The organism is Paenarthrobacter sp. TE4293 (assembly GCF_050435325.1).
Lineage (GTDB): Bacteria > Actinomycetota > Actinomycetes > Actinomycetales > Micrococcaceae > Arthrobacter > Arthrobacter nitroguajacolicus_C.
In genome coordinates, this window is sequence record NZ_JBNJRY010000001.1 from 81,487 (window position 1) to 100,578 (window position 19,092).

Genomic DNA, 19,092 nt, shown 5'->3' on the forward strand with positions numbered 1-19,092 from the left:
GTGCCCAGCCTGCTTCGACGGGTCAAGTCGAAGATGTTCATCTTCGCCCACCGAAGGACCCTCACCCTGCTCGACGGTGAATACGGCTCTGTCTTCAAGGGCCGCAGCCTGGACTTTGATGAACTGCGCGCCTACGTTCCCGGCGACGAAGTCCGGGACATTGATTGGAAAGCCACCGCACGGCACGGATCCCCGCTGGTCAAGCGATATGTGGCCGTCCGGCGGCACTCAGTCCTATTGCTGGTGGACACCGGGAGGACCATGGCAGCCCAAGCCCTGTCCGGGGAGTCGAAGAAGGACATCGCCGTTCATGCCGCCGGCGTCCTGGGATACCTGGCCTGCCGGCACGGGGACGATGTTGGCCTCCTCCACGGCAACGCGGACACGTCCCGGTACCTGCCGCCCCGCAGCGGCGAAGAGAACCTGGAACGGTTGCTCCGGGAGGTGGAAGCAAGCGTCGCGTTGGACGGACCGCCGAGCTCACTGGCAGAGCAGATCGATTATGTCTTGAGGTACCTCAAAGGCCGCCTCCTGATCGTCGCTGTTGCCGACGGCTTCATGCCGGACCCCCGCACCGAGGCCTTGATGCGTAAGCTTCGGGCGAGGCACGAAGTCCTGTGGCTCACCATCCAGGACGCAGACCTCGCCCCGGGGGCAGACAGCTCCCCGCACAGCACCGATGTGGGAACCGGACAAGACATTCCAGCGGCACTGGCCGCTGACAGCAAGATCCGTGCAGCTTACGCACAAGCCATGATCGACCGCGAAGAACAACGCAGCGGTATCTTCCGTCGCCTGGGCATAGCCGAGCAACAAACCACCGGCAGCGAGGACGTCCTGCCTGCCGTTTTTACCCTCCTCGAGAAACACCGTTCGGGGACACCCAACGCCCGGGGTGCCGCTGGAGGTGGCAAACGTGCAGGATGACGCCGGCTTCTACGCACCCCTTCAGTATCAGCCGCACTGGTACTGGCTGGGCCTGGGGATCGTTGGGATCGTGGGCGCCTGGTACGCCTGGATGCTGTGGCCCGCCCGCAAGAAACGAACGGCCGAACGCCAAGTACCGATGACTGACCTCGAGACGCTGCGCTCCGCCTGCCTCGCTGCGATCAACACCACAGCAGAGGACGCCGACGCCGGGCGCATGGCTGTGCGGGACGCCCACCAACGACTCAGCTTCCTCGTGCGGGAATTCGCCGGGACAGCCACAGGCCTGCCCGTCACCTCCATGACACTCGCGGACCTCCGCAGCCAAGGACTCGACGGACTGGCCCGAGGAATCGCGCAAATCTACCCCGGCGAATTTGCCGCTGTGCCCGTCCACCCCGTGCGGCAGTCAGCGGAAGCCGCCCGGCAGGTGGTGACCGGATGGAACTGAGCTATTGGTGGGTTCTTCCCCTTGCGGCAGCAGCGGCCATCATCAGCGCTTGGCTGTATCGCCGTCGTCGACCCCCGCAAACCCGACCCGTCGCCCATGGTGACCGCCTGACGGCCCTCCCTGAATACCAACGCGCCCTGCGTCGGCATCGACGCCGACTGGCGCTCGCCATCGCCTTGGGGGCAGTGTTCCTGGCCGCTACCGCCACGGCCGCGGCAAGGCCCATCCTCCGGACAACGGAGGAGCCGGAAATTCGGAACAGGGACATCGTGCTGTGCTTGGACGTCTCCGGATCCATGACCACCACGGACGCCGCCATCGCCACGGTATTCCAGGAACTCGCCAAGGAATTCGGCGGCGAACGGATCGGCATGGTCATCTTCGACAGCAGCAGCGTGCAACTCTTCCCGCTGACGGACGACTACGACTACGCCGCCGAACAACTGGCCCACGCCAAGGAAGCCCTGGACAGCGGAGCCGGAACCTTCTTCGACGGCACCTGGAACGGCGCAGGCTCCTCGCTGATCGGGGATGGCCTCGCTTCCTGCGTGCAGAGCTTCCCCGAAGACACAGGCGCCGACGCCGGTCCCCAGCGCTCGCGGTCCATAGTGCTGGCCACTGACAACTTTCTTTCCGGAGAACCGATCTTCAGCCTCGACGAAGCCGCAACGCTGGCAGCCGGCAAGAACGTCAAAATCCATGTCCTCAACCCGAGCGACATGGACTACGGCGACCAACCTGACGAGCCGGGCGCCCAGCTCAGGACCGCCGCCGAGCGCACTGGAGGCAGTTACTACACCGTGGACAGCGCCGAGGCCGTGCCGGGGATCGTGGGGAAAGTGCAGGAAACAGAACCCACAAGCTACCGCGCAGCTCCCCAGGCATCAGCAGCTGATGCTCCCGCCTGGCCACTGGGAATAGCCGCCCTTGCCGGGGCGGGAATGCTGGTGCTCGGATGGCGGCTCGAACCATGACCTTCGCTCCGATCATTCCCTGGCCCCTGCTGGTGCTGGCTCTGGCAGCCGTCCTGGCGTTCACCGCGCTCGCCTTCACGCGATGGAACCCCCTGCCCCGGGGACGAAGCCAAACGCCACGCTCCGTCAGGCCGGCCGCTTTCCGGTGTGCCGCCGTCGTTCTCCTTCTTCTAGCCATGCTCCGTCCCGGTTGGCCGGGTGGCCACGCCGGAACCGCTGCCGCAGAGATGGACGTGTTCTTCGTCGTGGACACCAGCACCAGCATGGCTGCCGAAGACTACAACGGCTCGGACACCAGGCTGGCTGGTGCCAGGGCCGATGTCATGGCGATTGCCAAGGAGCTCGCCGGTGCCAAATTCTCGCTGATCACCTTCGACACCAAGGCCACCGTCCGCATGCCCCTCACCCGGGACGCCACCGCGCTGCAGACCGCCATGACCACGCTCCAACCGCAAAACGCCCGATACGCCAAGGGAAGCACCGTCACCGGGGCAGCCGAGCTGCTGAAAGAGCGTCTGGCCGCTGCCAAGGAACAGCATCCGGGACGCCCCGCACTGGTCTTCTACGCCGGCGACGGCGAGAACACCAGCGCAGAACGGCCCGCCGCCATGGACGACGCCAACGTGGCCGGGGGAGCGGTCCTCGGGTATGGCAGCGCCCAGGGCGGGCGCATGAAAGACACTTCGGACAACGACGCCGGCTACCTCAAGGACCGCAGTTCCGGCAGCGCGCAGGACGCAGTGTCCCGCATCGATGAAGAGCAGCTCCGGACCATCGCCAACCAACTGCATGTTCCCTACGCACACAGGACGGGCACCGGCCCCACGTCCGAGATGCTCGGCAAGGCCCAGCCAGGGGCACAGACCATCCTCGACCAAGACCTCCCCGGGCGCATTGAGCTGTACTGGCTTCTGGCTTTCGCCGCTTTCCTGCTGGCCCTGCACGAACCGTTGCGGCACCTCACCGCGCTCCGGAACCTCCGCACGCCGGCACGGAAGGAGGGATCCCCATGACCATCAACCACGCACGACGACGGCGAGCCAGGCTGGCGCTGTGGTCACTCCCGCCCGCCGTCCTGGCGCTCGCAGTTGCGGCGAAACTCCTGAGCGTGGGCGTGCTGGGTGGAGCAGCTGTGGAGTCTTACACCGCGGGTGACGGGAACAGTGTGGCCGGGGATGCCGCCTGGTTGCGGATCGCGAACCTCGTGGAACCCCACAAGGCGCTGTTCGCCTCCGGAGACGCGCACGTGCTGGCGGGCGACTTTGACGCCGCAAGGACGGACTTTGAGGCGGCCTTGCTGGCCGGTGCCGGGGGAGACGAGTGCAAAGTCCGCGTCAACCTTGTCCTGAGCATCGAAAAACTGGGTGATGCTGCGGCGAACCCGGGCGCTGCGGCCGGGTTGTTCCGGGAAGCCCTCGCTGCTGCCGCGGCATCGCCGCCGCAATGCCGGGCCGGGGGCTCCGCGAATGCCTCCGGGGAAGGCGCAGCCCTCGACTCGGCTGAGGAACGCCTCACTGACAAGCTCTCCAAGGGAGAAGGACAAAATGGCGAGGCGCAGCAGCCTTCCGGTGAGTCGCCGGCCCCGCAGCAGGAGCAGCTCAAGAAGCTTGAGGAAAGCGCCCAACAAGCCCAGCGTGAGCGCGCCGAGGGCCAGGAGCGGGGGGAGTACCTCCACGGGCCCGACGATGGTCCGCGGGTGGACAGGCCATGGTGAAACTCTTTTGGCGAATAAAGTTCCGGCCGGTCACCAGAAGGTGACCGGCCGCCGTCGTGCGTTCCGGGAATTGTGTGTTCCAGAAGCCGTTCAGGACTCCCAGAGGATTTCGTCGTCCACCACGCCGTCTTCGTCCGCGGAGACCACCAGGAGCTCGTCCGTGAAATGCGAACCGAGGGTGAAGTCCAGCACAAAATAGCGCTCGGGCTGGCCGGGGTAGATGGCGACATGGCCCAGTTTGAGGGCCTTCAGGAAGACGTCGTTGGTGAGCTGGCCCTTGTCACGGACGCCAAAGACCGATTCCAGCTGCTCGTCCTTGAGCTGTGAGCTGTGGAAATGCAGGAACTGTTGGGGATTGGTGCCGTCCTGGTCCAGCTCATCGGCGATCATTTCCCGGACCTGGTCCACGAGTTCGGGGAGGAAACGCAGGCGGTAATCCACCTTGCGCATGGCGGCCTCATCGAAGTGGTCGTGTGCGGTGACGTTGAGGTCCAGTTCCAGCTGGTTGCCGGCGAGTTCGTGTCTGGCGACGAAGCAGTGTTCACGCCCGTGGTTGAGCTCGATCTCCCCAAAATGTTTGCTCGCTACCTTGCCCATGTGATCAATCTAACCCCATCAACCGGCGGGTTCCAGCACTTGGGGATATTTCACCTGCGCCGTTGCGGACCCTTGACAGGGGCGGTTTTCAGGGGGTGGAGGCCGCTCTTTCCGGACGTTTCCCGGAGGGTGTCGGCGAGCAGCTGGGTGAACAACTGCACTTGCGCCGTACGTTTTTCATTGATGAGCAAGGCGAAGACGTTGCGGGCCAGCCGGATGTCCGGGACGTCAAGGACCACGACGCCGGATGGCCGGTTCCGGAGCGCAAGTTCCGGCACCAGCGAGGCGCCCAGGCCGGCGGCGGTCATCTCCAGGCTGGCATGGAAGTCATCGCTGTACGCCACCACCCGGGGGTGGAGGTTGCAGCTGGCAAACAGGCGCTCGATCACCAAGGCGTCGCTGGTGCCGGGGTGGTGGATGATCCACGGCATGTCCGACAGGTGCGCGGCTTCAATCTCGGCATCCTCCCGTATTTTCCATGACGCCGGCAGCACTACCCGGAAGTCGTCGTCGCCGATCCATTGCCGTTCCAACGAGTGCGGCCACGCCAGGCCGGACTGCCCCACTTGGTAGACGAGAGCGACATCCAGTTCGCCGCCGCTGCGCAGGCCTTGGATGGTCTGGGCGGGCTCGGCCACGGAGACGCGCAGTTCTATGCCGAGTCCGCTCCACCGTTCATTCCGGAGGATCTCCGGCAGTACATAGGTGGCAAGGCTTGGGAAGATACCCAGCCGCAGTTCCTGGGCGGGGGAGTCGTTGGTCCTCGACGCTGCTGCCATGAGAGCTTCGACGTCGGTCAGCACCTTGGACGCGTGGCGGGTCATGGTCACCGCTGCCTCTGTAGGAACAACGCTCCGGGCCGACCGTTGGAAAAGCTCGACGCCGGTATCGCGTTCCAGCGCGGCCATCTGTTGGGAGACTGCCGACGCTGTGTAGCCGAGTTGGGCGGCAGCGGCGGCGAAGGAACCCAGCCGGGTGACCTCCATCAAGGTGCGGAGATGGAGAAGGTTGACCATCAGCCGATTTTAGCTGTTCGCCACGCCACACTTTTCAAAGTGTCACGACACGCCGTATCCGGGCGACACGCTGAAGATTAAATGTGGCTAAGTAGTCCACAGGGTGTGGATGACATCTCTCAATTTGGCGGAATCACGGACATTTTGAAGGCCCCTGCCTGTGGACGGGCGGTGGATTGAATGACATACTTGTAATACATCATCTTGGGGTTCCGGCGAGGCGCTTGCACTACATGTAGTATCAATTTACGGATTGGGCGGGAAACCAGCGCAAGACTAAATAAGAGCGTGTTGGCTGTCACGGCAGCCCGCGGGCCGGTATCGGATTCAGTAGCTAGTTCCGGTTGAGCCCGCCAGATACGAAGAGCGACAGACTTCAATTAAGGGGACAGGGATCATGACCGTAACGGTTTACACGAAGCCGGCCTGTGTTCAGTGCAACGCAACCTACCGGGCACTCGACAAGAAGGGCATTGCCTACCAGAGTGTCGACATCTCCCAGGATGCCGAGGCCCTTGAGCGCCTCAAGGCACTGGGCTACATGCAGGCTCCGGTGGTCGTGACCGAGCAGGACCACTGGTCCGGTTTCCGCCCGGACAAGATCGAGGAACTGGCCCAGGCCGTTTCCTCCGTGGCCTAAGTTTCATTCAAACTTCGCCATCACAGCACTCTAAGAATTCATCTGTAGTCGAGGTGACTCCCATGGCACCGCTGGCAGCGGCACCCGTACGCGATGCTGCGGAAGCAGTGACCACCAAGAGTCACCTCATCTACTTTTCCTCAACCTCCGAGAACACCAAACGATTCGTCCAGAAACTGGGCAGGGATGCAGCGCGCATCCCGCTCTATGCCCAGGAAGCCCCGCTTCGGGCCCTCGAACCCTTCGTCCTTGTCCTGCCCACTTATGGCGGAACGAACGGCGAAGGTTCCGTGCCCAAGCAGGTCATCAGATTTCTTAACGATCCCAGGAACAGGGAACTGATCCGCGGTGTTATCGGAGCAGGGAACACCAATTTCGCGGACAACTACTGCGCGGCGGGAGACATCATCTCCGTCAAGTGCAAAGTGCCGCATCTTTACAAATTTGAACTCATGGGAACGCCGGAAGACGTTCAGCGGGTCAACGAAGGGCTGGAAAAGTTTTGGACACAACTGTCGCAGAAACAGAAGTAACCGGGGGCGCTGTGGACACGGTCAAGAAGCCACTGCCTGAGGCTTACAAGGGCTTGGGCTATCACGAGCTCAACGCCATGCTGAACCTGTATGGCCCGAACGGTGAAATCCAGTTCGAAGCCGACCGTGAAGCTGCGCACCAGTACTTCCTGCAGCACGTGAACAACAACACGGTGTTCTTCCATGACCTGGAAGAGAAGCTCGACTACCTGGTGAAGAACCAGTACTACGAGCGCGAAACCCTCGACCAGTACACGATGAACTTCATCCGCGACCTCTTCAACCGTGCGTACAAGAAGAAGTTCCGCTTCGAGACTTTCCTTGGCGCTTTCAAGTTCTACACGTCCTACACGCTGAAGACGTTCGACGGCAAGCGCTTCCTGGAGCGCTACGAGGACCGCGTCTGCATGGTGGCCCTGCACCTGGCCCGCGGCAATGAGGAACTGGCCAACCGCCTGGTCGATGAGATCATCGATGGCCGCTTCCAGCCGGCCACTCCCACGTTCCTGAACGCCGGCAAGGCGCAGCGTGGCGAGCTGGTCTCCTGCTTCCTGCTCCGCATCGAAGACAACATGGAGTCGATCGCCCGCGCCATCAACTCCGCCCTTCAGCTCTCCAAGCGTGGCGGCGGTGTGGCGCTCTCGCTGACCAATATCCGCGAGCACGGTGCTCCGATCAAGCAGATCGAAAACCAGTCCTCCGGCGTCATCCCCGTCATGAAGCTCCTCGAAGACAGCTTCTCCTACGCCAACCAGCTTGGTGCCCGTCAGGGTGCAGGTGCCGTGTACCTGCACGCCCACCACCCGGACATCCACCGCTTCCTGGACACCAAGCGCGAGAACGCCGATGAGAAGATCCGTATCAAGACCCTCTCCTTGGGCGTCGTGGTTCCGGACATCACGTTCGAGCTCGCCAAGAAGAACGAGGACATGTACCTGTTCTCGCCGTATGACGTCGAGAAGGTCTACGGTGTTCCGTTCTCCGACATTTCGGTGACCGAGAAGTACTACGAGATGGTCGATGATTCCCGGATCAAGAAGACCAAGATCAGCGCCCGCGAGTTCTTCCAGACCCTCGCCGAGATCCAGTTCGAGTCCGGCTACCCGTACATCATGTTCGAGGACACCGTGAACCGGGCCAACCCGATCGACGGCAAGATCACCATGAGCAACCTCTGCTCGGAGATCCTGCAGGTTTCCTCGCCGTCCATCTACGCCGAGGACCTCAGCTACGAGACCGTAGGCAAGGACATTTCCTGCAACCTCGGTTCCATGAACATCGCCAAGACCATGGATTCGCCGGACTTCGGGCTCTCCATCGAAACGTCCATCCGCGCCCTCAGCGCTGTGTCGGATATGTCCTACATCAACTCGGTGCCGTCGATCGCCCAGGGCAACGCCCAGAGCCACGCGATTGGGCTTGGCCAGATGAACCTGCACGGTTACCTGGCCCGCGAGCACGTCCACTACGGTTCCGAAGAGGGCCTGGACTTCACCAACATCTACTTCTACACGGTGCTGTTCCACGCCCTGCGCGCCTCCAACCGCCTCGCCATCGAGACCGGCCAGAAGTTCGGCGGCTTCGAGAAGTCCACCTACGCATCAGGTGAGTTCTTCGACAAGTACACCGAGCAGGCATGGGTTCCGGAAACGGACCGCGTCAAGGAGCTCTTCGCCGGCCACCATATCCCCACCCAGGATGACTGGCGCGAGCTGAAGGCTTCCGTCATGGAGCACGGTATCTACAACCAGAACCTCCAGGCCGTGCCGCCTACCGGTTCCATCAGCTACATCAACAACTCCACGTCGTCGATCCACCCGGTGGCCGCCAAGATCGAAATCCGCAAGGAAGGCAAGATCGGCCGCGTCTACTACCCGGCTCCGTACCTGACCAACGACAACCTGGAGTACTACCAGGATGCCTACGAAATCGGTTACGAGAAGATCATCGACACCTACGCCGCTGCCACGCAGCACGTGGACCAGGGCCTGTCCCTGACGCTGTTCTTCAAGGACACCGCCACCACTCGCGACATCAACAAGGCGCAGATCTACGCATGGCGCAAGGGCATCAAGACCCTCTACTACATCCGTCTCCGCCAGCTCGCGCTGGAAGGGACTGAGGTTGAGGGCTGCGTCAGCTGCATGCTGTAATCAGCCTTTATCGGTTGATTAATTGCGGCTCTGGCCGCACTCAAACTAAAGAGCACGACGGCGGGCCACCACCCGCCGTCGTAGGCTTATCTCAAGAAAACCATCGCTTAAAGGGGATGAAATGACCGAAAAGGTCAAGCTGCTGACACACGTCGAGGCCATCAACTGGAACAAGATCCAGGACGACAAGGACGTGGAAGTCTGGAACCGGCTGGTCAACAACTTCTGGCTCCCGGAGAAGGTGCCGCTGTCCAACGACGTCCAGTCGTGGCACACACTGACGCCGGATGAGCAGCAGCTCACCATGCGCGTTTTCACTGGTCTCACCCTGCTGGACACCATCCAGGGCACGGTCGGCGCCGTTTCGCTGATCCCGGATGCGATCACCCCGCACGAAGAAGCTGTGTACACCAACATCGCTTTCATGGAGTCGGTGCACGCTAAGTCCTACTCGTCCATCTTCTCCACCCTGTGCTCCACCAAGGAGATTGACGACGCTTTCCGCTGGTCCCTCGAAAACGAGAACCTGCAGAAGAAAGCCCAGATCGTCATGGACTACTACCAGGGCGACGATCCCCTGAAGCGCAAGGTTGCCTCCACTTTGCTGGAGAGCTTCCTGTTCTACTCGGGCTTCTACCTGCCCATGTACTGGTCCTCACGCGCCAAGCTCACGAACACGGCAGACCTCATCCGTCTCATCATCCGCGACGAGGCCGTGCACGGTTACTACATCGGCTACAAGTTCCAGAAGGGCCTGGAGAAGGTTTCCGAGGCCCGCAAGCAGGAAATCAAGGACTACACGTTCGAGCTGCTCTTCGAGCTGTACGAAAACGAAGTCCAGTACACCCACGACCTCTACGACGGTGTCGGCCTGGCCGAGGACGTCAAGAAGTTCCTGCACTACAACGCCAACAAGGCCCTCATGAACCTCGGCTACGAGGCCATGTTCCCGGCTTCGGTCACCGACGTGAACCCGGCCATCCTGTCGGCCCTGTCCCCGAACGCCGACGAGAACCACGACTTCTTCTCCGGCTCCGGCTCCTCCTACGTGATTGGCAAGGCTGTCAACACTGAGGATGAGGACTGGGAGTTCTAAGAAGACACGTCTCTGAAGGCGGGCAGCGAAGATTCGCTGTCCGCCTTTTTGCGTCTGGTCACGTTCTGCCGGCCGCTGTCCAGGTTCTTATCGGGTGGTGGCCTGGCAGGGGCGGAGCTTTGGATTGGTACGTGTGGCCGGTCGGGGTGCTGATTTCCAGGGTGTGCACCCCGGGAGTGGCACCGCTGGTTTGCCCGTCGAGTGTTGTGGCGGTCCAGCCTGGGTGTTCTTTGGTGTGGTTGCAGGCTTCGCACAGTCCTGCCCCGTTTGAGGGGTTCGTTTTCCCGCCGGAATGCCACGAAACCACATGGTCAATATGCCGGATGGGCGCATCGCAATACGGCGTCCGACAGGTCGCATCCCGGGTCTCGATGAAACGCCTCAACCGGCCGGTAAAGAGCCGGGCCTTCGAATCCGTGGCGAGGAGCTCACCCGTGCCCGGCGCCGTGTAAAGCCGACGAAGCCAAACATCGAATTCCTGATCCTGCAGTTCCGGCCCTGAGCTCACCGCCGCTCCTGGGCTCACTGCCGGTCCCAGACCGATGAGTTCCCTTCCCCATTGGGCTGGGACGATGCCGTAGCCCTGGAGTCTGGCCGGTTCGCTGTCTCCCTGGAAGAGGGTGCGGTCGGTCATGACGAGGTCCAGGTTGATGCCCGTAAACCCGGCCCGGGTGCCGGTGAGGCGTTCGATCAGGGTGTCGGCCATGACCTGCCCCCGAGTCCGTTCATCCCCGCTGGAACGGGCCGACTCAGCACCACGAGTCAACGCGGCATAGACCGCCACGCCTTGGGCGACCGGCAACAACGCCGTCAAGTACGTCATGGTGTCCGGCGCCGGGCGCAGGCTCACCATCCGCTCACTTGCGGCATGGCTGGCCCGTTGAGCCATCGACCGAGGATCGCGCCGGTACGCGGCGGCCTTGGCGGCCGCGATAATCGCTTTGTCGCCTTTCCCGTCGAAAGCGCCGGTGTCGGGGGCGAGTTCGGCATCGACGGCGGCCCGGTCTTCAACACTGAGGCAGGCTGTTTCCTTCACGAGCAGCGTGGCCCGCCACTCGTTCAGCTGGCCGGAGTTCAACGCCGCCAAGGTGTGTGGCATCTCCGTCACCAGTGCTTTGGCCAAACCCAGCAGCCTGGAGCCGCGGTTCGGTGATTCCCGACGCGCCAACGCCACCTGCGCACCCACACCCTTCCCACGCTCCGCCGCGGGAACACCGGCTTCGGCCTGCTCGGCACGCTGCGCCAGGTCAAATGCCACAGCAATCTGCGCCTGCAAACCGGAGATGGCTGACTTCATCTCCTCCAACACCCGCAACTGATCGATCAGGTCACCGCTGACAGTTCCGGACTGAACTGCACCGGGCCGCACCGAACTGCCGGTCTGAGCCAGCACCCGGGACACGGCAGGAAGGGGTGTGGCAGACACTGCCATCTTCGCTTTCCTCTCCCGGATCTGCTTCATGTCCATACTCTCGCAGGGGGCACCGACATTATTAGGCGGTTTCGGCCAGGTGGCTCTGAACCATCCCACCCCTTGTCCGCGTCTTCACATCAGGGGAAGATCGTCTTCATCGTCGGGAGGTTCGTCATGGTGCAGCTGGAGAAGTTCGAAAAGTACTTGATTGAAGAGTTCTACGATGACTACCGGTCGGGGGATATGTCGCAGGTAACCTTCACCCGGCGGGTGGCGTTCATCATGGGCAGCATGACCGCAGCTGCAGCGGCCATGACCTTGGTGGGCTGTACGCCCGAGGAAGTACCGCGAACCACGGATCCGATGCCCACGCCATCGCCAACATCCATGGCGGGATCTCAAGGGCCAGCCACCACCGCCGTCCCCAATGCCAAGAGCCCACTGTCCGTTCCGGAGGGCGCGGCAGGCCTGACATCGGCCACCGTGAAGTTCGACTCCAACGGGACCGACATCAGCGGTTACCTCGCAAGGCCCGAGGGCGGGCAACCTGGTCCCGCCGTGTTGATCTGCCACGAAAACCGCGGCCTCACCCCGCATATCCAGGACGTTGCCCGTCGCTTTGCCAAGGAAGGCTACGTGGCGCTGGCCCTGGACCTCCTCAGCCGGGAAGGCGGAACGGCTGCCATGGATCCCGACGCCGTTCCGGGAGCGCTGACCCAGGCGGGCGCCGCACGCCACGTGGCCGACTTCAAAGCTGCCTTCGACTACCTCAACGGCCAGGAACTCGTCGAAGAGGGCAGGATCGCCATGGTTGGCTTCTGCTTCGGTGGCGGCATCACCTGGCAGGCGAGCACCGAGATCCAAGGTCTCAAAGCCACCTCAGCTTTCTACGGTCCAGCACCGGATCTGGCCAAGGTTCCCGCCATCAAACCGGCGGTTTTTGGTGTTTACGCCGAGAATGACGTACGCATCACCGGCGCTATGCCCCAACTTCAGGAAGCCTTGGACGCCACAACAGTCAAGCACCAGCTCACGGTGTACCCCGGCGTGGACCATGCCTTCCATAACGACACCAGTGACCGCTACGTGGAAGCCCAGGCAACGGCGGCGTGGAACGACACCCTGGCCTGGTTCAAGGACAACGTCTAGCTCACCCCTTCAACCGTGCCGCTTCGCTGGCCAACTCGGCCTCCAACGTCTCGATACTCGGCAGGCTCGCCACCAATTCGTCGGGGAGTGAGTCCGCAAGGGACGTCTTCCACTCCGCAATGCCCACGGGAGCGTTGAACCCACGCAGCGCATATTCGGCCACCACGCTGTTCTTTTCTTTGCACAGCAGCAGTCCGATCGTCGGTTTGTCGTCAGGATGGGCCATGAGATCGTCCACGGCTGCCATGTACATCCCAAGCTGGCCCAGGAATCCGGGTTCGAACTTCACTGCTTTCAGTTCGATCACCATGTAGCAGCGCAACTTCAGATGGTAGAAGAGCAGGTCCGCGAAGAATTCATCCCCGGCAATCTCCAGGCGCACCTGTTCACCCACAAACGCGAAACCCTGCCCCAGCTCCAACAGGAATTTCTCCACGTGTTTCACCAACTGCAGCTCCAGGTCCCGTTCGGTGTGCCGGTCAGTCATGGACAAAAAGTCAAAAACGTACGGGTCTTTCGTTGCCTGCTGTGCGAGGTCCGAGTCGGCGCGGACCATGGTGGAGGCAAAGTTGGTGATCGCCTGCCCGGAGCGCTCGTGCAAGCGGGTGGAGATCTGGTGCGTCAGCACGTTGCGTGACCATCCATGTTGGGCAGCCGCCGCTGCGTACCAGAGCCGCGTGGCGGCGTCGTCGAGCTTTTCCAGCAGTGCGATCTGGTGGTACCAGGGCAATGTTGCAAGCGGCTCTTGCAACATTGGGAAGTCAGGCCAGGCCTGGGCAAAGCTCTTCATGTACCTCAGGTTCCTGGGGGAGAAGCCTTTCGCTTCCGGGAAGCGGGTCCTAATGTCAGCGGACAAACGGGTGACCACCTTGGCGCCCCAGCCTTGCTCCGATTCGCGCTCTGCGAGTTGCCGGCCAATGCTCCAGTAGGAATTCAACAACTCACTGTTGGCCGCAGCCATGGCGCGGGTGCGGCCCACGCGGACTTCCTGCGTCACGGTGTTGAGCAACGTGGGGTACCAGTCGGGCATGGACGAAGCGGCCGGGACACCCGGAAATGATGCCTCGGTGGCGAGCTCTTGGGACGGCATGGTGCTCCTGTCGGTTGCTGTTGTTGTCACGCTAGGGGGAGGCACTGACAAAATAGGCAGGTGAGTGAAGCCGGTGAATTCGTGGACTACACCCTGCAGATGGAGTCGACCTGGGAGAAAGCGGCCGAGACCGATGAGCGCCTGAACGGGAGCTTGAAGGTGTATGGAGCGTCAATTGGTGCGGTGCGGGGAACGGTGCGGGACGCCTTGAAAAAGTTCAAGGATCTTGACCACGACGACATCACTGCCTTGAGCTCGGAACTGTGGGAGGAGCCCGTTTTCGAGCGCCGCCTCGCCGCCGTGGTTCTGCTGCAGACGAAAGTAAAGCTCCTGGTCAACACGGACCTGACCCGCATCGAGGGGTTCATCAGGCAAGCCGGAACCAGGGAGCTGGTGGATCCTCTCGCCAAGGATGTGGTCCGCGCATTGATGGCACGGTTGGAGGGATTGGCGGGGGACCGCGCGCATCGCGTCCTGGAACGTTGGGCCGAAGACCCGGACCCTGAGCTTCGCCGCGCAGCTGCCATCGCCACCGCCGCTTCCAGCCCTTGATAAGCATCAGCGACCCGCCTAGCGTTTCCCTCACCACATGCCAGTGAAGCGAAAGGCAGGTTGTTCGATGAAATCGCTATGGTTGGACCGCGAATCCCGCTTTACCTCCGATGCCATCCCGGACGAGAAGCACTTTGACACGATAGTGGTAGGCGCCGGGCTCACAGGTATGGTGGCGGCCTTGCTGCTGTCGCGATCCGGCCAGCGTGTGGTGGTCCTCGAAGCACGGACCCTTGGTGCGGTCACAACGGGCAACACCACCGGCAAGCTGAGCCTCCTCCAAGGTGGTGCGCTCTCTGCCCTTCGGAGCCAGTACTCCCTGAAAGTGGTGCAGGCTTACGTGGAGGCCAACAAAACCGGCCAGGCCTGGCTCACCCAGTACATGGAACAGCAAGGCATCCCGTTTCAGCGCCGGACGGCGGTCACCTTCGCAACCACGGACGACGGCGGCCAGCGGCTCCGCAAGGAGGCGGCGGTTTCGCGGGACGCAGGACTGGACGTCCACTTCAGCCGGGATGCCGGACTGCCTTTCCAAGTGGTGGAGGCATTGGAGCTCGAGGGCCAGGTGCAGATCCATCCGATGGATGTCCTGGAGAACCTGGCGGGCGACATCAGGGACCACGGAGGGCTCATCGTTGAGGATGTACAAGTGCAGAACGTCAGTGGGGAAAGACCGTTGGAGGTCGCTACCCGCAAGGGAACCTTCACTGCGGACACTGTTGTTCTGGCGACAGGAATCCCGATCCTGGACCGCGGACTCTACTTCGCCAAGCTCGAACCCAACCGTTCCTACGCCGCCGCCCTCCGCGTCCCGGGCGGGTCGACCATCCCGTCCGGCATGTACCTGTCCATCGATGCTCCAACCCGCTCGCAGCGAACCTACCCCACTCCCGACGGCGAACTCTTGCTGGTGGGCGGCTACGGGCACGCGGGTGGCCGGGCCATGTCGTCGAAGAAGCATGTGGATGACCTGTTGGGGTGGGCCCATCAGCATTATCCCGGGGCCGAGGTTACCCACACGTGGTCCGCCCAGGACTACCAGGCAACCAACCTCATGCCGTTCTTCGGAAAGTTGCCCAGGGGACACGGCCGGATTTTCTTCGCCACAGGCTACAACAAGTGGGGGATGAGCAATGGCGTCGCCGCCGCTTTGTCCGTCACCTCGGACATCCTGGGTGGCCAGTCCGACTGGGCCACTATTATCCATCACCGCGTGACCTCGCCCAAGGGTGCAGCAGAGGCCATCCGACACAACGCAGACATTGCCCGCAGAATGATCGAGGACAAGGCGAAGGTCAGAAAGAACCCGGAAATCACCGAAGAAACCCGCCCGCCCGAGGGGACGGGCGTCGTCGGACTCTACAAGGGTGAACCAGCCGCTGTGTCCACTGTCGAAGGCAAAGTCTGCATGGTGTCCGCCAGTTGCGCACACTTGGGCGGGCTCCTGGGATGGAACGACGCCGAGAAGTCGTGGGACTGTCCACTGCACGGCTCCCGCTTCACACCCGAGGGCAAGTATCTGGAGGGCCCGGCGACCCATCACCTGCAGAAGTCAGTTGGAAAGAACGCAGGCGGCAGGAAGCAGGACTAATCCAGCCGATCCACGCGCCGTTGTGCCTGGTCCGCGGCACGTCGTTTGAGCGTCGCTTCCCTGACCGCAAGCTTCTTGTCCGACTCCGCGGCTTCGGAGTCCCTGGTGAGGCCAATCAGTTCCGCTTCCAGGGCGGCCAGATGTTTCCTGGCCTCCTCAATGTCGGACTTCACACCGGTTCGGCGGACTGACAGGTTATTGACGACCTCCCATGCCGAGGACGCCGCGGCCTCCGCTTCCTTGGCCTCTATGTCGGCGGCCTCGAACTCGCTTCGTGCCTCCCTCAGCGCTGCCTCCTGTTTGGCTGCCCGGCGATCCGCCAAGGACGTGGCTTCTTCCCTTGACGACTTTTTGGGCAACGACGTCGTGGGCTGCGACTCTCCTCTGGATGTGGCCGACTTCCTGCCGGAACCCTTGGCCGCCGGCTTCGTGCCGGCTTGGCCGGGTACAGCATTGTCATCGGGCCCGGGCCCGGGCACGGCAACGGCACCTGTGAGGTCGACGGACTCGAAGCCGCTGCCGCTTAGCCCCCGCACCAGTCGTCCTGTCCCGATGGCAGCAGCCGCCCCGGCATCAGCCATGGCTGCCCTGAATGTCTGCTCAACGTCCGTTCCAGCGGCTGGGCTCAAGGGCGCACCGAGCTCCGCGGCCAGGTCCCTGGCCGCATGCACGGCTGCTGAGAGCTGGCCCTGCCGCTGCTGGCCGAGTTCGCGGAAGGCCTCGGCATCGCCCTCTTCCTGGGCGGTCCTGAGTGAAACGCCAAAACGCACGACGCCGTCGATCACCTCGGGTTTGTGGACGGACAGCATGTTGATGGCCCAGGCGCCGGCAGCAGGTTTGGGCAGGCCACCGATATCCTTCGCCAAGTCCTTCTCGCCGGCATCCTTGGCTTGGCGCACCAGAGCGGTGCGCTTCGCCGTGAAGTCACGGGGGATCACGGCGTACAACTCCTGGGCGGCGTCGCGGAGGTCCATGGACCCATCCTAGGGTTTGGCCCGCCGGTCCCTGTGGTCCCCGGAAGCGGGTCGGCGCAAGGGGGCGGCTTAGGGTAGCCTAAGTCGAGTGGATCAGATCATGAGCTTGCCTTTCGGTGTCGCCCTCGCGGCGCTCTTCGCGATCGTCATGATCCGGGTTAACGTCACGTATTGGATTGGACGCGGCGCAGTGGCCGGTTTCGCGCACACACGCTTCGGAAAATCCTTGGAGCGTCCCAAAGCAGCCCGGGCACAGGCCCTGATCCAGCGGTGGGGGCCATACGCCGTCGTGCTTTCTTTCCTGACCATCGGGCTCCAGACGGCCATCAACCTTGCGGCAGGTGCAGCCCGGATGCCGCTGCGGCGATACCTGCCTGCAGCAATTGCCGGTTCGGTCGTCTGGGCGCTGCTTTATGCCACCATTGGCCTCGCTGCGTTGGAAGCGTGGCTTGCGGTTGCGGCGGCCTCGCCCGTCGGAGCCGGACTGGGAGTCGTGGCCCTCGCGGTCGTCGTCGTCTGGGTGGTCGTGTCCCGCAAGCGTCGTTCTGCGGCCAAATCAGCGGATACAGTGGTCTGAGTTCTACTGCTGGATCGGCGAAAGGCTCGGGTTGACTACTGCATTACCGGAACTGGCGGACGGCGATTTCTATTACGAATCGTTGGGCCAAGGCCGCTACAGGTCCACGATCCACGCCCAGGGTGCCTGGAATCCACATGAGCAACACATGGCTCCTGCCTCCGGCATCATGGCCGACGCCCTTGTCAGGCACGAGCCCCGCGTCGACGTCCGAATGGCACGGATCAGCTACGAAATTCTTGGCCTGATTCCCGGTGGCGAGTTTCAGGTCACCACCTCAACGCTGAGGCCGGGACGGACCATTGAGCTTATCCAGGCCGAACTTTCCGCCGGAGGCCGGGTGGCCATCCGGGCCTCTGCGTGGCGCATGGTCACCAGCGATACCAGTGCCGTAGCGGCCACAGAGGACGAGGCCATGCCGGCACCCGACGAATGCAAGCCCTGGGAGGGGGCAAGCGTGTGGCCCGGTGGCTACATCCGCTCCCTGGAGATGCGCTTGGCGGAAGGGCACCGCCCCGGATCAGGCAAAGTGTGGATCCGCACCTCCCATCCCCTGACCGACCGGGAGGACAGCTCGGACCTTGCGCGTTTGATGGGCCTGGTGGACACCGCCAACGGCATTGCAGCCAGGGTCCCTCCGGGCGAAAACAGCTACATCTTTCCCAATGTTGACCTCCAGATCCACATGTACCGTGAACCGTCCGGTGAATGGCTGGGGTTGGACAACAAAGTCTCGTTCGGCGCCGACGGCATCGGTTTGACGTCCACTGTGCTCCATGACGTCAACGGGCCGTTCGGCAGGGCCGAGCAGATCCTGACGTTGAGGAAAAGCTGATGCCGGCCGAAGCGGCCACGGCGCAGCTCACTGCTTACCGCCAACTGGAGTCCATGGGGGCAGGGGAAGACCTGGACTTTGCATTGGAGCTGTTGCAGCGTGCCCGCAGCGGGCAGTTGGGCCCCATGCTTCGCCTGTACCGTCCGCAGCCCACGGTGGCGTTCGGTCAACGGGATGCGAACCTCCCGGGTTTTCCGGCGGCGGCCGAAGCCTGCCGGAAGCTGGGGTTCGAACCCTTGATCCGCAAGGCGGGTGGACGCGCTGCCGCCTACCACCAAGGGACCTTGGTAATTGACCACATTGAGCCGCATCCGGACGCGATCGTGCGGGCGAAGGCGCGGTTTTCGGAGTTCGGCGAGTTGCTGGCCGGCGCTCTTCGCAGCGTCGGCGTCCATGCCGCCGTCGGCGAGATCCCGGGGGAGTACTGCCCCGGCGAGTTCAGTGTCCATGGCGAGGATCCCGACTTTCCCGCCCACAGCATCAAACTGATTGGCACCGCCCAGCGGGTGGTTTCCGGGGGTTGGCTTTTCAGCTCCGTGATCGTGGTGGAGAACTCCCAGCCCATCCGTGACGTGCTGACGGCCAGTTACTCAGCGCTTGGCCTCGAGTGGGATCCAGCGACCGCGGGCGCTGCGAACGATTTGCTGCCGCACCTGGATGTCCAGACTGTCGAGGATGCCGTCATTGAGGCGTACCGGGGGTACGCCGACGTCGTCGACGGCGACTTCCACAGCCTGGTGACCCAGCGGCATCCGGGCCGTTGAGCGTGTTCGACCCCGGGTCTAGGCTGAGGTAAGCAGGTTACCCAA

General features: G+C 62.8%; 20 protein-coding genes. 15 read left to right on the forward strand and 5 right to left on the reverse strand.

The annotated features are described in order from the left end of the window. Genes QF015_RS00435 through QF015_RS00455 form a run of 5 tightly spaced genes read left to right on the forward strand, consistent with a single transcriptional unit; the run spans position 1 to position 4,066 of the window. A complete protein-coding gene (locus tag QF015_RS00435; RefSeq protein WP_429386168.1) occupies positions 1 to 927 on the forward strand; it encodes a DUF58 domain-containing protein in 927 nt (308 codons plus the stop codon). Further along, on the forward strand, positions 917 to 1,378 hold the full coding sequence (locus QF015_RS00440) for a hypothetical protein (protein ID WP_429386170.1): 462 nt from the start codon (positions 917 to 919) through the stop codon (positions 1,376 to 1,378). The genes QF015_RS00435 and QF015_RS00440 overlap by 11 nt, the downstream gene beginning before the upstream one ends. Next, positions 1,369 to 2,352, forward strand: a complete 984-nt coding sequence (locus tag QF015_RS00445) for a vWA domain-containing protein (RefSeq protein WP_429386172.1) — start codon at positions 1,369 to 1,371, stop codon at positions 2,350 to 2,352. Before QF015_RS00440 ends, QF015_RS00445 begins: the two co-directional genes overlap by 10 nt. Then, positions 2,349 to 3,365 carry a vWA domain-containing protein gene (locus QF015_RS00450; protein WP_310204290.1) on the forward strand — a complete coding sequence of 339 codons (1,017 nt, stop codon included), beginning with the start codon at positions 2,349 to 2,351 and terminating at the stop codon, positions 3,363 to 3,365. The genes QF015_RS00445 and QF015_RS00450 overlap by 4 nt, the downstream gene beginning before the upstream one ends. Beyond that, entirely contained in the window at positions 3,362 to 4,066 is a 705-nt protein-coding gene (locus QF015_RS00455; RefSeq protein WP_310204292.1) for a hypothetical protein, read from the forward strand. Before QF015_RS00450 ends, QF015_RS00455 begins: the two co-directional genes overlap by 4 nt. Positions 4,067 to 4,156: 90 nt before the next feature. Here QF015_RS00455 and QF015_RS00460 read toward each other — a convergent pair whose 3' ends face one another. Further along, positions 4,157 to 4,663, reverse strand: a complete 507-nt coding sequence (locus tag QF015_RS00460; protein ID WP_310204295.1) for a DUF2004 domain-containing protein — start codon at positions 4,661 to 4,663, stop codon at positions 4,157 to 4,159. A gap of 50 nt (positions 4,664 to 4,713) precedes the next feature. Continuing rightward, positions 4,714 to 5,679 carry a LysR family transcriptional regulator gene (locus tag QF015_RS00465; RefSeq protein WP_310204298.1) on the reverse strand — a complete coding sequence of 322 codons (966 nt, stop codon included), beginning with the start codon at positions 5,677 to 5,679 and terminating at the stop codon, positions 4,714 to 4,716. 397 nt (positions 5,680 to 6,076) lie between these two features. Between QF015_RS00465 and nrdH the strand changes: the two genes are divergently transcribed. From nrdH to nrdF, 4 genes are all read left to right on the forward strand, one after another. Further along, entirely contained in the window at positions 6,077 to 6,319 is a 243-nt protein-coding gene (gene nrdH, locus QF015_RS00470) for a glutaredoxin-like protein NrdH (protein ID WP_011775022.1), read from the forward strand. Between the two features lie 62 nt (positions 6,320 to 6,381). Then, on the forward strand, positions 6,382 to 6,852 hold the full coding sequence (gene nrdI, locus QF015_RS00475; protein ID WP_310204301.1) for a class Ib ribonucleoside-diphosphate reductase assembly flavoprotein NrdI: 471 nt from the start codon (positions 6,382 to 6,384) through the stop codon (positions 6,850 to 6,852). Between the two features lie 11 nt (positions 6,853 to 6,863). Continuing rightward, complete coding sequence (gene nrdE / locus QF015_RS00480) at positions 6,864 to 9,005, forward strand: class 1b ribonucleoside-diphosphate reductase subunit alpha (RefSeq protein ID WP_310205626.1); 2,142 nt, start codon at positions 6,864 to 6,866, stop codon at positions 9,003 to 9,005. A gap of 121 nt (positions 9,006 to 9,126) precedes the next feature. After that, the gene (gene nrdF, locus QF015_RS00485) at positions 9,127 to 10,101 is read left to right on the forward strand and encodes a class 1b ribonucleoside-diphosphate reductase subunit beta (protein ID WP_011775019.1); all 975 of its coding nucleotides are present in this window, start codon (positions 9,127 to 9,129) and stop codon (positions 10,099 to 10,101) included. A 58-nt stretch (positions 10,102 to 10,159) separates the two neighbouring features. Here nrdF and QF015_RS00490 read toward each other — a convergent pair whose 3' ends face one another. Next, a complete protein-coding gene (locus QF015_RS00490; RefSeq protein ID WP_429386176.1) occupies positions 10,160 to 11,569 on the reverse strand; it encodes an HNH endonuclease in 1,410 nt (469 codons plus the stop codon). 66 nt (positions 11,570 to 11,635) lie between these two features. Between QF015_RS00490 and QF015_RS00495 the strand changes: the two genes are divergently transcribed. Further along, positions 11,636 to 12,664, forward strand: coding sequence for a dienelactone hydrolase family protein (locus QF015_RS00495; RefSeq protein WP_429386178.1), 1,029 nt, complete (start codon positions 11,636 to 11,638; stop codon positions 12,662 to 12,664). Between the two features lies 1 nt (position 12,665). Here the strand turns inward: QF015_RS00495 and QF015_RS00500 are convergent, their stop codons facing one another. Then, positions 12,666 to 13,754 carry a PDDEXK nuclease domain-containing protein gene (locus QF015_RS00500; protein WP_310204311.1) on the reverse strand — a complete coding sequence of 363 codons (1,089 nt, stop codon included), beginning with the start codon at positions 13,752 to 13,754 and terminating at the stop codon, positions 12,666 to 12,668. Between the two features lie 60 nt (positions 13,755 to 13,814). Here QF015_RS00500 and QF015_RS00505 point away from each other — a divergent pair, with 60 nt between their 5' ends. Next, the gene (locus QF015_RS00505) at positions 13,815 to 14,306 is read left to right on the forward strand and encodes a DNA alkylation repair protein (RefSeq protein ID WP_429386180.1); all 492 of its coding nucleotides are present in this window, start codon (positions 13,815 to 13,817) and stop codon (positions 14,304 to 14,306) included. 67 nt (positions 14,307 to 14,373) lie between these two features. Then, the gene (locus tag QF015_RS00510; protein WP_429386182.1) at positions 14,374 to 15,897 is read left to right on the forward strand and encodes an FAD-dependent oxidoreductase; all 1,524 of its coding nucleotides are present in this window, start codon (positions 14,374 to 14,376) and stop codon (positions 15,895 to 15,897) included. Here QF015_RS00510 and QF015_RS00515 read toward each other — a convergent pair. Further along, positions 15,894 to 16,871: a hypothetical protein gene (locus tag QF015_RS00515; protein WP_429386184.1), complete on the reverse strand. Its 978-nt coding sequence runs from the start codon at positions 16,869 to 16,871 to the stop codon at positions 15,894 to 15,896. The two genes, QF015_RS00510 and QF015_RS00515, sit on opposite strands and share 4 nt — an antisense overlap. An 88-nt stretch (positions 16,872 to 16,959) precedes the next feature. Here QF015_RS00515 and QF015_RS00520 point away from each other — a divergent pair, with 88 nt between their 5' ends. Genes QF015_RS00520 through QF015_RS00530 form a run of 3 tightly spaced genes read left to right on the forward strand, consistent with a single transcriptional unit; the run spans position 16,960 to position 19,047 of the window. Next, on the forward strand, positions 16,960 to 17,448 hold the full coding sequence (locus QF015_RS00520) for a DedA family protein (RefSeq protein ID WP_310204322.1): 489 nt from the start codon (positions 16,960 to 16,962) through the stop codon (positions 17,446 to 17,448). Between the two features lie 31 nt (positions 17,449 to 17,479). Then, a complete protein-coding gene (locus QF015_RS00525; RefSeq protein ID WP_429386186.1) occupies positions 17,480 to 18,283 on the forward strand; it encodes a thioesterase family protein in 804 nt (267 codons plus the stop codon). Further along, a complete protein-coding gene (locus QF015_RS00530) occupies positions 18,283 to 19,047 on the forward strand; it encodes a lipoate--protein ligase family protein (RefSeq protein ID WP_429386188.1) in 765 nt (254 codons plus the stop codon). The genes QF015_RS00525 and QF015_RS00530 overlap by 1 nt, the downstream gene beginning before the upstream one ends. Positions 19,048 to 19,092 lie beyond the last annotated feature (45 nt).

Bases quoted from the DNA above. Each gene is read 5' to 3' on its own strand.
- QF015_RS00510 (WP_429386182.1), top strand. From the start codon at position 14,374: ATGAAATCGCTATGGTTGGACCGCGAATCCCGCTTTACCTCCGATGCC.
- QF015_RS00515 (WP_429386184.1), bottom strand. From the start codon at position 16,871: ATGGACCTCCGCGACGCCGCCCAGGAGTTGTACGCCGTGATCCCCCGT.
- QF015_RS00465 (WP_310204298.1), bottom strand. From the start codon at position 5,679: ATGGTCAACCTTCTCCATCTCCGCACCTTGATGGAGGTCACCCGGCTG.
- QF015_RS00530 (WP_429386188.1), top strand. From the start codon at position 18,283: ATGCCGGCCGAAGCGGCCACGGCGCAGCTCACTGCTTACCGCCAACTG.
- QF015_RS00490 (WP_429386176.1), bottom strand. From the start codon at position 11,569: ATGGACATGAAGCAGATCCGGGAGAGGAAAGCGAAGATGGCAGTGTCT.
- QF015_RS00455 (WP_310204292.1), top strand. From the start codon at position 3,362: ATGACCATCAACCACGCACGACGACGGCGAGCCAGGCTGGCGCTGTGG.
- nrdH (WP_011775022.1), top strand. From the start codon at position 6,077: ATGACCGTAACGGTTTACACGAAGCCGGCCTGTGTTCAGTGCAACGCA.
- nrdI (WP_310204301.1), top strand. From the start codon at position 6,382: ATGGCACCGCTGGCAGCGGCACCCGTACGCGATGCTGCGGAAGCAGTG.
- QF015_RS00500 (WP_310204311.1), bottom strand. From the start codon at position 13,754: ATGCCGTCCCAAGAGCTCGCCACCGAGGCATCATTTCCGGGTGTCCCG.
- QF015_RS00450 (WP_310204290.1), top strand. From the start codon at position 2,349: ATGACCTTCGCTCCGATCATTCCCTGGCCCCTGCTGGTGCTGGCTCTG.
- QF015_RS00445 (WP_429386172.1), top strand. From the start codon at position 1,369: ATGGAACTGAGCTATTGGTGGGTTCTTCCCCTTGCGGCAGCAGCGGCC.
- nrdF (WP_011775019.1), top strand. From the start codon at position 9,127: ATGACCGAAAAGGTCAAGCTGCTGACACACGTCGAGGCCATCAACTGG.
- QF015_RS00460 (WP_310204295.1), bottom strand. From the start codon at position 4,663: ATGGGCAAGGTAGCGAGCAAACATTTTGGGGAGATCGAGCTCAACCAC.